Raw genomic sequence first — 14297 nt, forward strand, 5'->3', positions numbered from 1 at the left:
ACGCAGATAAAACCTAACAACTAGCTCCAGAAACATGGTGAATTCTCGTAATACAGGTTACTTCCGTACCAGTATCAAAAATTACCAAAAATGGAATGTATGTAAATAATCCTTGTGAGTCGTGCAGAAGTCCCGCGTCGTGCGAAACATTTGTATGAAAGCAGCCTCCACCCCTAAATTGACTTAGAAGAAAATGTTGGCAAGATGGTCATCATTGATAAAAAAACAGGCGACTATAAAGTTGATGAAAATGGTTTACACGCTGCGGATTATGTGATTGCGAAATATCTAAATGCTAGACTTTTGGAGAGCCGTATTGGATATACTAATATTGCTGGCTCTCTAGCTGGTGTCATGGAGCGTCTATCTAAATGATTTTACATAGAGTGGTTGATAGATACTAAACTTAGTTTGATTCGATTTTGCTTGGAAGTCAAGCTGTTTAAGTTTAACTTTATCAGAACCTTCAGTCCGGTCGATCGGAAGAGCATGAGACTGGTTTATCTGTAGCCTATATTACCGATTTTTGAGAGAGCCAATTCTCCCGGATAACTTTAGATGAGCTACAAACAAACCTACATGAAGTGAGCTAAATGTTGTTGAGAAATGAGCATCCAGCCTGAAGCTGTCACGCATTTAAATTGTATATTCAGGGCGGTAGGGATGCCCAGACCCTAATCCCCACAAGACTTTAATTATTTTGAGAGACAATTTAAATGTCACCACAGATTAAATCGATTTTCTATTCAGTACGATCGCCCTTTTAGTCTTTACCCTTAATTCTTCTAGTTGCTCTAGTTCTAGAATAACAGCAAATACTAACCGGACTGCAACTCATACTAAAAACCATCGAAGGCATTTGCATTACTTGCCAAATTATCCTATAATGGTGCATCACGATCTTGATGATTGTTTCATTATTATAAGTAAGCTAATATGCGATCACTTGTCTTGACTCTAGCTCTCATATGTTTAGCTACCCCCGCTGTTGCCACAACCTGTGAGGAAAGCTTTCAAAAAAAGGGGGACTTTTTGAATGGTGCCGCCTTTTCTGCACGTGTTCAGGTTGAGGGGTTATCGATAGAGAGAGCATTTTCCCAATTACGACCAATTTTGGCCCGCGAGGGAATCAAGACTCTCAGCACGGATATGAACTTAGGTGTAATGAAAGCTGAAAATCCCGCCACAGCATTTCAACGTGCTTTGCCAATTGATGTATTTGCCTCAATGGACGGCAATCTATTAAATGTTGAGATGATCTTTACCCTTCCCAGTGGGGTGGGTGCAAGTAAAGACACGGTGAAGCGATACTTGTGTGGTGCACTAAATCAATTGCTGCCCCAAACTACAAAATAATATTTAATCATTCATTTGATGAATGGTAGTCTCCCACACTCGATCGCAAAACCCAATACTTCAAAATTACCTGGGGGCGACCGCTCTTTAATTCGGTGCGATCGCTCTCTGAGTTTCTAGCCTTATTGTCCTATGGGTAGTGTGATATTGGTTTGGGCGATCGAAGTGTTAGACAGCAACTACAGTATAATTAATAGTTATAAGCTCTGAGTTATTTGTTGAACCATAGTTGTAAGCTTACTGGTGGGCAATCAAGATTTATGAGCTATTCAGAAGCATTTTCACCCAACTACATTACGGCACGAGAGCGATTTCGAGCAGCATCTTCATCTGTCGGTTATCAGCACACTGCCTATCCAATCGATCGGGTTAGTCCAACTGGTGAAGAATTAACTATTGATGTGGCTATCGGTGGTTCTTCCAACCCACGACGATGTGTAGTCATTTCTAGTGGCTTGCATGGAGTAGAAGGCTTTCTGGGCTCTGCAATTCAACTTACCTTGTTAGAAAATCACCAACTTCTCAGATCGTTGTCACCTGATTTTAAGGTTATATTTATTCATGCTCTGAATCCTTATGGTTTTGCATGGCGACGACGTTGGAATGAAAACAACATAGACTTAAACCGTAACTTTTTATTATCTGAAGAATTTTTTGATGGCAGCCCAAAGCTTTATCCTAAATTCAATTCCTTTCTAAATCCAACGTCGTCGCCATCACGCTTTGAACCTTATATTTTTCAAGCTCTTTGGCTAATTTGGAGATATGGAATGACGAGTTTGAAAAACACTTTTCCTGTAGGGCAATACGATTTTCCAAAGGGGCTGTTTTTTGGCGGTCATGCTCCATCCAAAACTCAAGAGATTCTAGCTAGCAATTTGCCCCAATGGATTGGTAATGCTTCTGAGGTAGTGCATATTGATTTCCACACAGGTTTAGGGCGCTGGGGAACTTATAAGCTTTTGTTTGACGGATCTGCAACATCAGAATCTTGTTCAAGACTAGCTCAACGATTTGGAGCAGAAACAATAGAACCGAACAATACAGAAGGTGTGTCATATCCAATTCGCGGTGGATTAAAAACTTGGTGCCAAGCTCTTCTACCAGAGTGTCGCTATGATTTACTAACTGCAGAATTTGGCACTTACTCAACGATTAAAGTCTTGAAGGCATTGCGGGCGGAGAATCGCGCTTACTGGTGGGGTAAGTCAGACCAGAACTATGAATGGACAAAAAACCAGTTGGTAGAAATGTTTGCACCCAGATCTCGCAAGTGGCGAGAACAATGCTTAACTCAAGGACTTGATGTTTGTAAACGAGCGTTGATGGACTGAAGGAGTTGCGACGATAAGCGATCGCAATACTCAATACATTAAAAATACCAGTAGAGCGATCGCTCTTCAATTCAATGCGATCGCTCTCATGGTTTCTAGCGTTAAGTTTATTGGTGGGTGTTCTGCATCAAGTTGGATGGAGAGCTTTTTGCACTTGGCAAATTATATTTGGTCGCTGAAAGCTGTGCAACCATTTCTGCACGAGACGAAACCTCAAGCTTACGGAACATTCGCTTCAAAGCTTGCTTCACTGAGTTCTCAGTAATCCAAAGTTCCCTCCCGATTCCTGCGTTGGTTCGCCCCAAAGCAACCAATTCGGCAATTTGCAATTCACGAGGCGTTAGGCGTGAGCTCTTGAAAGGTTGGTGTTGCGATGCCCTACCGGATAGCTTAGCTTCGCGCACTGTTGCAGCCCAAACAGACAAATGCAAACAGATGGCACTCAAATCCGCTAGATTTTGTGTATCAAAGGCGGGCATTGACCGATCGCGCGTACAACCCACTACACCCATTAATTGACCGCGACTGACAATCGGCCCCGCCATCACGTGCCAATGATCGGGGCGGGGACAAATTATTGTCCAAACCTTGGGTGATGATGTCACTAATGCTTCATGGACAGGAGCATGGCGCTCCACTAAATAACGTGCAACAGGATTATGTTCGATCGATAGCGCAACTTTTAATGTTTTCTGAAAATTGCTATCTGCTAAAGGAAGTCGATCGAAGAAAAAGATTCCAGATCGTTTAGCTGCAAAATACTCACCGATTTTGGGCACGATTTGCGATCGCAGCTCTTGTTCATCCTTCACCTGGTCGATCGCTTCAAATAAAAGCTGCAAGGGACTTGTCATGCTCATGGTGTCAAAAAGAGTACCCGATCGAGGTCTAGAAGCATTGCAATACTCGAATTATATTACCGTTATAGTCTCAAAAACAAATTGACATGACAACAGATTTGGAAATCGACCGCGCTCCTACACCTTGGATGCCGATCGGCTTTTATGCGACTTCAATAGTCTTTAATGTCTGCTTAATTGCTCAGTTATTGACAGTTGGAGTTGCCTACTTCAATAATCCTGCATGGTGGAATATTCATGTTTGGCTAGTGCGAGGGTACAGTGGACTGTCATTAGTATTACTGGGGTGGTCGTTTATCGCCCCATTCTCACGTAGAATACGACATCTCGCCGCAAGTTTGCCAGTGCTGCTTGGACTACAATTTGCCAGCATTCATCTCAAAAGTCCTCTTCACCTAAAGATACTTCATCCTCTAATTGGATTTACGTTACTCTATGTTTCTTCAAGCCTTGTACATCACATATCGCGCACTTTATCGTCCAGCAACTATCAAAACAATCAAATTTGAGAGGTATAAATGACGCAAGATGCCATCTTCACTCCCTTCTTTGCCACAGTGTTTCTTACACTCGTAGTCTGGGTGTATATGTACATCCGCCGTATCAGTTTTATCACCAGTAGAAAGCTCGGTCAAAAGGATTTTGCTGTAGCGGGCGCACTGGCACAAATCTCGCCACCAAGCGTATCCAATCCATCGGATAACCTAAAAAATCTGTTCGAGATTCCGATGCTTTTCTATGCACTTGTCCTATACCTCTTCATCACAAAGCAGGTGGATACAGTGTATGTAAACGCCGCGTGGGTCTTCGTTGTGTTTCGCACATTGCATAGTGCTGTCCATTGCACATTCAATCTCATCATACTTCGGTTCTACCTTTACCTATTTGCCACGCTCGCGGTGTGGTTCATCGCGATCCGCGCAGCCATTATCCACTTTGGCACGTAGGTACGCTATTACCGTAGATCGATCGCTCTTCAATTCGGTGCGATCGCTCTGTTAGTTTATAGTCTTATTTTTATACGGAGAGTGCGATCGCTTTTTGGTTTGGGCGATCGCCGAGCTGTAACATACTGGCATCTGTGAACAGATTATTGATTGCCCCAATAACGATAAGTTTAGATATATCAGCCGATCGCAGTTTACTCCCAGTTTAAGCGTGTATTAAACTGAATGTGGCAGTTGTCTGGAACTCACAGGAAGATCCATGCCAAAAGTGCGATCGGGATTTATCTCTAAATATCTTGATACCTGCTTTCTAACATTTAGCAGATAATTCTAGGGTTTTTGCTTTGATGCGAGAGGCTGCGGATGTCATCTGATTCACCAGATGTTTAAGAAATCTAGGGATTGATGTCAGTTGATTTGCGAATGTGGCGAGGAATACCGGCGTTAAAGAATCGTGAGCGAGTCAGGAAGTTATAATTCCCAAGTCAGAATATCTTCGGAACGCACAAATGAGGGGTAATACCCACCTATTAACTATTACCGATTACCGATTACCGATTATAAATTACCAGCCGAATATCAACTAACAAATCAACACGACATGATATCATAACTTTAACCAGATCATTTCTTCCCAGATATGTTCTACTGTTCTAATCCAAGTTGCTCCAATCCTTTCAATCCCGACAATTCTAAATTCTGTCAAAGTTGCGGCCAGTCCGACCTCACGCCTCTCTTCAGAAACCGCTACCGCGTGATTCGACTGTTGGGCGAAGGGGGATTTGGCAGAACTTATGAAGCGGTAGATACGGATCGCATGGACGATCCCTGCGTAATCAAGCAGTTTGTACCGCAATTTCAAGGAACCTCAGCACTTGAAAAAGCTGCAGAATTGTTTCAGCAAGAAGCGAAACGACTTTATGAACTCGGCGAACATCCCCAAATTCCTCGATTAATTGCTTATTTTGAGCAAGACAAGCGACTTTATTTAGTACAAGAGTTGATTGAGGGGCAAACTTTACTGGCTGAATTAACTCAGCAGGGTGTTTTTAGCGAAGAAAAAATTTGGCAGTTACTGGCAGATATTTTGCCGATTTTGAAATTTGTGCACGATCGCCATGTCATTCACCGAGACATCAAACTTGAGAATATCATGCGGCGGCGCACCTCTGTTAGCTCATCCCTGCCAAAGGCGGGAAATTTTCGGAATTCAGCTTTCCGAAGGGGAGGGCGGGGAGAGTTAGTTTTGATAGATTTCGGCATTTCCAAACAAGTGACGGGCTCCCTGATGAGCAAAGTAGGCACGACGGTAGGAACGCCCGGATATTCGCCGATAGAACAAATGCGCGGTCAAGTTTTCCCCGGAAGCGATTTGTACAGTTTGGGAATAACTTGCCTGAGACTGCTAACTCAATGCTTGCCAAAAATTGACGGTTCCGATGACCTTTATGACCCGATAAATGGCGGCTGGATTTGGAGAGAACGATTGCCAGTCGGTACAAAAGTCAGCAGCGAGTTGACAAACATTTTAGATAAGTTAATTCAAGATTATCTCAAAAATAGATATCAATCTGCTGATGAAGTAATCAAAGCTTTAAATCTCTATTCTTTACCTCCCCAACCGCCTTTTGTCAAGGGAGGACCACTTGCTTTAAATTCTTCCGTGACAAAGGGAGGGCCACTTGCTTTAAATATTCCTCTCAATCACAGCAGTCAAATCAATAGTAATATCTCTGTCAATCCCAGGCAAAAATCCAACACCAATCCGCCTCGTAACACTGCCTCGCAGAGAATTACCGCTGCCAAAAGCACTTTTGAATTTCAGGTGGTGACAGTAGACAAGCGCGGGAAGGAAACTAATGTTAACAGGGGCAAAGCGCGTTTTTTTGAAGAACATCTTGGTAGCAGTACAGTGCTGGAAATGGTATCTGTTCCTGGCGGTACTTTCCTCATGGGTTCCCCAAAAAATCGGGGTGACAGCGACGAAAAACCCCAGCACCCAGTCACTTTAGCATCTTTCTATATTGGCAAATTTCCAGTCACTCAGGCCCAGTGGACAGCAGTTGCAGCGCTGCCGGAAATTAAAATATTTCTCAATCCCGATGCTGCCCGTTTTAAAGGTGCAAATCGACCTGTAGAAAATGTATCTTGGTACGAGGCTGTGGAGTTTTGCGATCGACTTTCTCGCAAAACTGGTCATAATTATTGCTTGCCTAGCGAAGCCCAATGGGAATATGCTTGCCGGGGGGAAACTATGACACCGTTTCACTTTGGGGAAACGATTACCAGCGACTTAGCAAATTACAACGGAAGTTCTAATTACGCTGAAGCGCCGAAGGGAATTTATCGCTTTCAAACGACAGATGTTGGCAGTTTTAAACCTAATGCTTTCGGATTGTACGATTTCCACGGAAATGTTTGGGAATGGTGCGCGGATTCTTGGCACAATAATTATAACGGTGCGCCTGCTGATGGTAGCGTTTGGGAGTCTGACGGGGACTCATCGCTGAGGTTGTTGCGGGGGGGTTCTTGGAACGATCATCCTCCGAATTGTCGCAGCGCGTGTCGCCTCAGATATCAGCCGGATTGCAAGGCTAGTATTGTGGGTTTTCGAGTGGTTCTTTCTGTTGTTTAGACTCCAATTGTAGGCATTCCTTCTCCTATCTTGAAATGCCTCTACGGTTTCCCTATTAATCAAAGATTTATGCAATAAGCCTATCGATCTTGTCTCGCCATTCCCAAACCCGGTTTCTTCAAGAAACCGGGTTTGAGAATGGACGAGCGCCCAAATTCAAGCCTTAACTAGCCTTCTTCTGAGGAGCCATTATGCGTTCCACACTCATAGCAGCCACGCTCAACGTCACCACAGCCATGCCGAGAATTGCCACAGGCTGCAACTTCTCATTGATAATTAGAAACCCGAAGAGTGCGGTCATTGCCGGCCCCAAAGTGCCAATTACTGACGCTAAGGCGGCCCCCGCAAAGCGGATGGCAAAATTATTCAAAAGATAGCTAAACAGCGTCAGCACCCCTAAAATAACGCCTCCCACAATCAAACCAGGCCAAACATTTTGGTCGATTTTAGGAGCAAAATTGTCCGACAGCGGCACCCACAAACTCAGGGCGGAAAATACAAAAATCGCGGCGAAATTAACTAAACTAAAAGGAATTGGGTGCAGCTTGCCCGCGGCCATTTGCGTCAGCAATACGTAACCTGCAAAGGTAATCCCAGAAGCCAGTGCAGCCGCGACTCCCACCCCGACATTGCCACCGCCCGGAGCTGGGGCCGCAAAACTCGGCCACCCAGCTAAAATCAGACCTGCCGTAATCCCGACTATCGCCGAAAAGCCGACTGTGCTGGGACGAGAGCCAAACAAGATCCAAGAACCTAGTACGGTGACGATCGGATAAATAAAGAAAATCGTAATCGCAATCCCGGCTGGAATATTGCCGATCGCCAAATAAATCAAAACCTGAGACAAAAACAGAAAAAATGCGCTTCCTAAAACTTTACTCCACAAAGCTCGATCGCCCGACTGGAACAACCGTCTAATATCTTTCCACACAGAAGGATACAGAAATGTCGCCAATATCGGCATCAAAGCCATCACCACGATCAGCCGCATCAACAAAATCAACAAAGAATTTCCAAAACCTGGAGTCACCACCCCCGGAAATTCAAACAACCCAAAAACCATCCGAGGATTTTTGCTTTTAATCAGAATTCTCAAACAAACATTAAATAGCGACAATACCACCGCCGAAGACAAAGCCAGCACCAAACCTGTCTGCACTTGAGAAGCTACTTTAGCGGGTGCCGTCGGTGGCGCTGAAGAAGGCTGTGGCACGGGTTCTCGCGGCGTTTCCACAGGTGTTGGCTGCAGAAGTTGCGGGCGGACAGAATTAACAGAATTAGTTGATTCCTCGACATAGGAATCTTGAGCATCGAAAGGATTCTCAAGATATTCTTCTTCTTCTTCGAGTTCTTCCCTGATGCGGTTTACGAGATTTTGTAACAGCTCTTCCCCTTGCATTTCCAGGGTTTTCATGTTGTTGAGCCGCACGGAAAGCTCGCTTTCGTAACTGGTTAAATCTTGTTCCAGCATCTGGAAACTGCGATCGATCCTTTCATCCAGCGCTGCCAGCAACTGCGAGGCTCGTTCGTCGTAGTTGCTCGGCGGCAGGGGTATCGGGAACTCGCCGCTGGGAATCGGGCTGCTGAGAGAATTTCCCGAGTTAGCGCTGAGTTCGTTGAACCGCTGCACCAACAAATCCTGCAAATTGTGAGCCAAAACTTGAGCCAACTGCTTCAGCCACAATTGCTGCTGCTGAATGTATCGTCCAGACAGAGATTCCATTTGCTGAGACTGCAATTTGCGATATTGCTCCCGGAGGTCTTCAATATCTTCAATCAGGTGATTTTTTTCAGTTTGCAGCCGAGTAATGTCTTGATTTAACTGACCTTTGACATTTTGATGCAAAGCGTCCAGTTCTTGCATTACTGAGTGGAGAACTTCTTCTGCTGATTGTGCATCCTCTGGCTCGTCCTTTGACGAGTATACGTTCCGCTGCGCCATTAGCCTATAACCTCTAATTTAAACTGCACGTTCAGTGTTCTTAAGTATTGTGACAAATCAGGTCGCAATTTCTAGTGAGTGGCTCTAAAAGATTGCAGACACTGTTGAATCAATAGTAGTCGCTAAGCTACAAATGTGAGAAAATTGCGTGAAGCAAAGCTATCCGGTAGGGAATCGCCCCAAGAACACTTTGTGCAATTAGAAATCATACTACAGCATGACCTCTTCACGGATTGCTCCAGGTAATTCTCGCATCTAACTCACCCGATTGCACTCGAATCACAAGCCTAAGAGCCCGTTCCGCGACTAAATTTGATTGGGGGGTCGCACTCCTAGCCCCTCAATGGATAACTTGATGCTGCGGCCAGAAATCCGGTTTCTTTTGCCCGCCTTTGTGCCGCACTCCCGCACCCAGGTTTATGATTTTAACAGTTCCGATCTTTTGCTCGCGAAAGGTTTAAGAGGCGATCGCACCCTGAAAAAGCCACCCCCGCGCCATCCAAAAATTAACACATCTCATCCCCCAAGAGCAACAGATATGGCCTCCGAAATTTATGACAATTCCTTTACAAAGGATATAGAAAAACTGAATATTTCCTCAGAAGGCGAAGTCTTTGTCTTTCCCGCCTCATTTGCCCAGCAGCGCTTGTGGTTTCTCGACCAATTCGCACCGGAAAACCCTTTCTATAATGTAGTAACAGCACTGCGCTTAACTGGTTCCCTCAACTTAACAGCCTTAGAGCAAACCTTCAACGAAATAGTGCAGCGACACGAAACTTTGCGAACCACTTTTGCAGAGGTATCAGGTCAACCAGTGCAGATAATCTCTCCGGCTTTCAAGACTAATTTAAAAGTATTAGACTTGCAAGATTTGTCGCCTGCACAACGGCAAACAGAAGCAAAAAAACTCTCCGCAGCAGAATCTCTTCGCCCTTTCAATTTATCCACCGGGCCGCTGATGCGAGTCACCATCCTGCGGCTGACAGAGACCGAGCATATTCTCTTGCTAAATATGCACCACATAGCCTCCGATGATTGGTCGATCGGGGTGCTAATTCGAGAACTGGAGGCTATCTATACAGCTTTGATAAATCAACAGCCATCTCCCCTGCCAGAATTATCGCTTCAATATGCCGACTTTGCCGAGTGGCAGCGCGAATGGCTGCAAGGTGAAGTATTAGAAACTCAGCTAGCTTATTGGCGGCAGCAATTGCACGGGATTTCTGTGTTAAATTTGCCGACCGATCGCCCTGCACCAGCTCGGCAAAATTATCGCGGAAAAACTCAATATTTAGAACTGCCAAAAAACTTGAAGGATGCACTTGTAGCGCTCTCGCAGCGAGAAGGAGCGACTTTATTTATGACAGTGCTGGCAGCATTTCAAACATTACTTTACCGCTACTCGCAACAAGATGATATTGTTGTCGGTTCTCCGATCGCCAATCGCAACCGCAGGGAAATTGAAACATTAATAGGTTTTTTTGTCAATACTTTAGTGCTGCGAACAAACTGCTCGGGAAACCCGACATTTCGAGATTTTTTGGGCCGGGTGCGGGAAGTAACTCTGGGAGCTTACGCTCACCAAGATTTGCCTTTTGAGAAGCTAGTCGAGGAATTGCACCCAGAGCGGTCGTTGAATCGCCACCCGCTGTTTCAGGTGGTATTTGGTCTGCAAAATGGGCCGGTGGACGAGCTAGAATTGCCAGGATTAAAGTTGAGTTCTTTTCATTTGGAAACTCAAACAACGCGCTTTGATTTAGAGCTGCATTTGTGGGAAGCTTCGGAGAATTTTAGGAGCAGATACGGCGAACAGTGGGAAGATTCGGAAGGGCTCAGAGGCGTAGCTGTGTACAATACAGATTTATTTGATGAAGTTACGATCGCCCGAATGCTGAGGCATTTTAAAACGCTGCTGGAAAGCATTGTGACTAATCCAGAACAAAGAATCGCTAACTTACCTTTATTGAGCGAGGATGAAGTGAATCAATTATTCAGACAATGGAACGATACTCGGACAGATTATCCTCAAAATAAGTGCATTCATCAGTTATTTGAAGAGCGGGCCCAGCAGCATCTGCAGGATGTCGCCCTAACTTTCGAGGGCCAGCACCTGACTTACAGAGAACTCAACAGTCGCAGCAACCAACTGGCGCGCTACCTACAAAAACTGGGCGTGGGGGCGGAGGTTTTAGTGGGGCTTTGTGCAGAGCGATCGATCGACCTAATTGTCGGGATGTTGGCTGTACTGAAAGCGGGAGGAGCTTACCTACCGTTAGATCCGAGCTATCCGCGCGATCGGCTAAACTTGATGCTGGAAGATGCTCGAGTTAAAGTCTTGCTAATTCAGGATAAATTGATTGAGAATTTCCGAGACTTCTCAAACTCGGTGATTTACTTCGATCGCGATTGGGAAGACATAGCCCAAGAAAGCACCGAAAATCCCGCCAACACCGTAACAGCCGACAACCTAGCTTACGTTATTTACACATCTGGCTCAACAGGAAAACCCAAGGGAGTCGCCGTCACCCACAAAGCAGTAAATCGGCTGGTAGTCAACACCAACTATATAAAAATAGAACCTACCGATAAAATTGCCCAAGCATCAAACGCTTCATTCGATGCAGCCACATTCGAGATTTGGGGAGCCTTGCTTAACGGCGCTCAACTCGTGGGAATTAGCACAAATATTACCCTTTCACCTCACGATTTAGGTTTAGAACTGCGCCAACAAGGCATCACTGTTTTATTTTTAACAACTGCGTTATTTCAACAAATTGCTAGAGTTTTACCGCAAGCTTTTAATTCGCTGCGCTGCTTGCTGTTTGGCGGAGAAGCGGTCGATATGAGATGGGTTAAAAAAGTTTTAAAACAAAATCAAACCACTCAATTAATTCACGTTTACGGGCCGACAGAAAATACCACATTTTCGGCTTATTATTGCGTGCAAGACGTACCAGAAACCGCAACATCTATCCCCATCGGCCGCCCGATCGCCAACACGCAAATTTATCTCCTCGATGCGGATTTGCAGCCGGTGGCGATCGGTGTTATGGGTCAATTGTACGTCGGCGGTGACGGATTGGCGAAAGGCTACCTCAACCAGCCTGATTTAACTGCTGCTGCATTCATTCCTAATCCTTTTAGCAATAAATCTGGTTCTAGCCTTTATAAAACAGGTGATTTAGGTCGCTATTGGGTTGACGGCAACATCGAGTTTTTAGGTCGCGTTGACGACCAAGTAAAAATTCGCGGCTACCGCATCGAATTGGGAGAAATTGAAGCGGCTTTGTGCCAGCATCCACAAGTGCGCGAAGCAGTAGTAATTGTGAGGGAAGACATCCCCGACGATAAACATTTGGTAGCTTATGTTATTCCTGACGGCATTAATGAAAAATTAGAAAATCAAAATCTCAAGTCAAGTGACTTGCGCCAATTTTTGAAAGAAAAGTTACCAGGATATATGGTTCCTGCAACTTATGCAGTGTTGGAGAATATGCCACTGACGCCTAATGGCAAAGTAGACCGCCGCGCCTTGCCCGATCTAGATACAGACAGCGAGGATATAACAGAAAATTATGTAGCGCCTCGGACTGAACTCGAAAAGGCGATCGGGAAAATTTGGGCTAAAGTTTTGGGAAAACAGCAGGTTAGTATCTACGATAATTTCTTTGAGCTAGGCGGGCATTCCCTGCTAGCAACTCAGTTGATTTCTCGCATCCGAGACGCTTTGCAAGTCGAGTTATCGGTCAGCAATTTGTTTGAGGCTCCGACTGTAGCGAGTCTGGAAAAATACATTGAGACAATGCGCTGGGCTGCGAAAGGTTTGGATACTCCTAGAACAGACGAAAATGAGCGCGAAGATGTGAAATTTTAAGGTTGGCGCAAATAAATCGGTGCTGTGTAATAGTTTTTCAAGGGCGGGCGGGACGCCCACCCCACAAAAAACTTAATGTCTTGTGGAACAGGCATCTTGCCTGTTCTTGAGAATGCTGCAATATCTCAGTTTTAACTCACATTTTTAGTCACGAAATTTCAGTGCAGAATGCCCTGACAGCTTCTGCAAACTGCTGGTTGTGCTCAATTAATGCCATGTGTCCTCCTCGCTTTATAGTAACTAGCTCTGCTTGAGGTAATTCTGCTTTCATTCGCAGGCTAGCTGGGGGGGTAGTGGCGATATCTGAATCGCCGCAGATCACCAACACAGGAATGTCAATGGATGGCAAAGTTTTTGTTTCCTCAAAATTGAGCATTCCCAGTGTGCCGCGAGCGAGAACGCCGGGAGAACCCAAGGCTGATAAGAAAGCTGAGAACTCTAATTGACCGCGCGTTTCAGTACCTTTAAATCCCGATAATTCTACACTGATGTGCAGTGAACCATTGAGATAGCTCAGCCAAGTCATTCCCCACATAATGGGTTCAAGAGCTATGGTGAGATAGAGCATAGGTTGAAGCAGCGGTTTTTGCAAAGCGCGTAATAAACCGCTAAAAATAGCGGTTTTGACGGGATTAGTATAAGTCGTATCTACCAGAATTAAACCAGCTACTCGACTACCGAGAAGTTCTGGAAAAAGCCGACTGAATGTTAGAGAAATCATGCCGCCCATGCTGTGTCCGAGTAGGATAACAGGTTTAGTTCCTGCTATAGCAATGACTGCTTCGAGATCGCGGGCAAATTTTTCTAGGGAGTAGTCGCTGTTTTTTGGTCGAGTGGATTTTCCCAAACCTGGAAGATCCCAAACAATCACTCGGAAGCGATCGCTTAGTTGCCGTTTCGCGTAATACCAAACCATACTGTTCGGCCCCCAACCATGAGAGAGGATAATCGGCTGTCCGTCCTCTGGGCCGTAGAATTCTACTTGTAAAATAGTGCCATCAGGCCTCTCTACTCGCTCAACCGTACCCGTCCGCGTGGGCTTGGGTTCGTCAGCACCGGGGCGGCGGAACAGGGGCAAACTGATAAAGCGGCCGCCAACAGACCAAAGAAGCATCAAGACTCCGCTGACTAAGTAGGAAATCCCTACAAGTTCGCCGATGTACCATTCGTAAATAATGTATATACCTCCGCCAAGTACCCCGAGGGACAGCAGTCCCAGCAGCCATAGAAACAGAAAATTGAAGGGCATGAACGGCATAAGCTGAAACCTTGGGTAGAATTTGGGTTGCGGATTCAAACAGAATCATACTCAGGTTAGGCCACAGTAAGCAAGCGGTAAGTTAAGCTCT

Annotated in this window: 10 protein-coding genes; 7 read left to right on the forward strand and 3 right to left on the reverse strand. The window is 45.2% G+C overall.

What is annotated here, in order from left to right; translation table 11 throughout:
* Positions 1-204 precede the first annotated feature (204 nt).
* The 3 genes from QUA45_RS02375 to QUA45_RS02385 all read left to right on the forward strand — a co-directional run bounded on the left by QUA45_RS02375 (position 205) and on the right by QUA45_RS02385 (position 2690).
* Positions 205-375, forward strand: coding sequence for a hypothetical protein (locus QUA45_RS02375; RefSeq protein ID WP_333219196.1), 171 nt, complete (start codon positions 205-207; stop codon positions 373-375).
* A gap of 657 nt (positions 376-1032) precedes the next feature.
* Positions 1033-1356: a hypothetical protein gene (locus tag QUA45_RS02380; protein ID WP_333146484.1), complete on the forward strand. Its 324-nt coding sequence runs from the start codon at positions 1033-1035 to the stop codon at positions 1354-1356.
* A gap of 260 nt (positions 1357-1616) precedes the next feature.
* Entirely contained in the window at positions 1617-2690 is a 1074-nt protein-coding gene (locus tag QUA45_RS02385; protein WP_333095499.1) for a M14 family metallopeptidase, read from the forward strand.
* 107 nt (positions 2691-2797) lie between these two features.
* Here QUA45_RS02385 and QUA45_RS02390 read toward each other — a convergent pair whose 3' ends face one another.
* Positions 2798-3544: a LuxR C-terminal-related transcriptional regulator gene (locus tag QUA45_RS02390; protein ID WP_333219198.1), complete on the reverse strand. Its 747-nt coding sequence runs from the start codon at positions 3542-3544 to the stop codon at positions 2798-2800.
* A gap of 134 nt (positions 3545-3678) precedes the next feature.
* Here QUA45_RS02390 and QUA45_RS02395 point away from each other — a divergent pair, with 134 nt between their 5' ends.
* The 3 genes from QUA45_RS02395 (at position 3679) to QUA45_RS02405 (ending at position 7132) form a co-directional block, all read left to right on the forward strand.
* Positions 3679-4059 carry a DUF6220 domain-containing protein gene (locus QUA45_RS02395; RefSeq protein ID WP_333219244.1) on the forward strand — a complete coding sequence of 127 codons (381 nt, stop codon included), beginning with the start codon at positions 3679-3681 and terminating at the stop codon, positions 4057-4059.
* 9 nt (positions 4060-4068) lie between these two features.
* Positions 4069-4497: an MAPEG family protein gene (locus QUA45_RS02400; RefSeq protein ID WP_333095495.1), complete on the forward strand. Its 429-nt coding sequence runs from the start codon at positions 4069-4071 to the stop codon at positions 4495-4497.
* 640 nt (positions 4498-5137) lie between these two features.
* Positions 5138-7132: a bifunctional serine/threonine-protein kinase/formylglycine-generating enzyme family protein gene (locus tag QUA45_RS02405; RefSeq protein WP_333219200.1), complete on the forward strand. Its 1995-nt coding sequence runs from the start codon at positions 5138-5140 to the stop codon at positions 7130-7132.
* A 163-nt stretch (positions 7133-7295) separates the two neighbouring features.
* Here the strand turns inward: QUA45_RS02405 and QUA45_RS02410 are convergent, their stop codons facing one another.
* Positions 7296-9074: an EamA family transporter gene (locus QUA45_RS02410; RefSeq protein ID WP_333219202.1), complete on the reverse strand. Its 1779-nt coding sequence runs from the start codon at positions 9072-9074 to the stop codon at positions 7296-7298.
* 343 nt (positions 9075-9417) lie between these two features.
* Here QUA45_RS02410 and QUA45_RS02415 point away from each other — a divergent pair, with 343 nt between their 5' ends.
* Complete coding sequence (locus tag QUA45_RS02415) at positions 9418-12948, forward strand: amino acid adenylation domain-containing protein (RefSeq protein ID WP_333219204.1); 3531 nt, start codon at positions 9418-9420, stop codon at positions 12946-12948.
* Positions 12949-13096: 148 nt separating this feature from the next.
* Here QUA45_RS02415 and QUA45_RS02420 read toward each other — a convergent pair whose 3' ends face one another.
* The gene (locus QUA45_RS02420; RefSeq protein WP_333219205.1) at positions 13097-14197 is read right to left on the reverse strand and encodes an alpha/beta hydrolase; all 1101 of its coding nucleotides are present in this window, start codon (positions 14195-14197) and stop codon (positions 13097-13099) included.
* Positions 14198-14297 lie beyond the last annotated feature (100 nt).

The organism is Microcoleus sp. Pol12A5 (assembly GCF_036701435.1).
Taxonomy (GTDB): Bacteria; Cyanobacteriota; Cyanobacteriia; order Cyanobacteriales; family Microcoleaceae; genus Microcoleus.

Bases quoted from the DNA above. Each gene is read 5' to 3' on its own strand.
- QUA45_RS02405 (WP_333219200.1), top strand. From the start codon at position 5,138: ATGTTCTACTGTTCTAATCCAAGTTGCTCCAATCCTTTCAATCCCGAC.
- QUA45_RS02410 (WP_333219202.1), bottom strand. From the start codon at position 9,074: ATGGCGCAGCGGAACGTATACTCGTCAAAGGACGAGCCAGAGGATGCA.
- QUA45_RS02375 (WP_333219196.1), top strand. From the start codon at position 205: ATGGTCATCATTGATAAAAAAACAGGCGACTATAAAGTTGATGAAAAT.
- QUA45_RS02415 (WP_333219204.1), top strand. From the start codon at position 9,418: ATGGATAACTTGATGCTGCGGCCAGAAATCCGGTTTCTTTTGCCCGCC.
- QUA45_RS02385 (WP_333095499.1), top strand. From the start codon at position 1,617: ATGAGCTATTCAGAAGCATTTTCACCCAACTACATTACGGCACGAGAG.
- QUA45_RS02395 (WP_333219244.1), top strand. From the start codon at position 3,679: ATGCCGATCGGCTTTTATGCGACTTCAATAGTCTTTAATGTCTGCTTA.
- QUA45_RS02390 (WP_333219198.1), bottom strand. From the start codon at position 3,544: ATGACAAGTCCCTTGCAGCTTTTATTTGAAGCGATCGACCAGGTGAAG.
- QUA45_RS02400 (WP_333095495.1), top strand. From the start codon at position 4,069: ATGACGCAAGATGCCATCTTCACTCCCTTCTTTGCCACAGTGTTTCTT.
- QUA45_RS02420 (WP_333219205.1), bottom strand. From the start codon at position 14,197: ATGCCCTTCAATTTTCTGTTTCTATGGCTGCTGGGACTGCTGTCCCTC.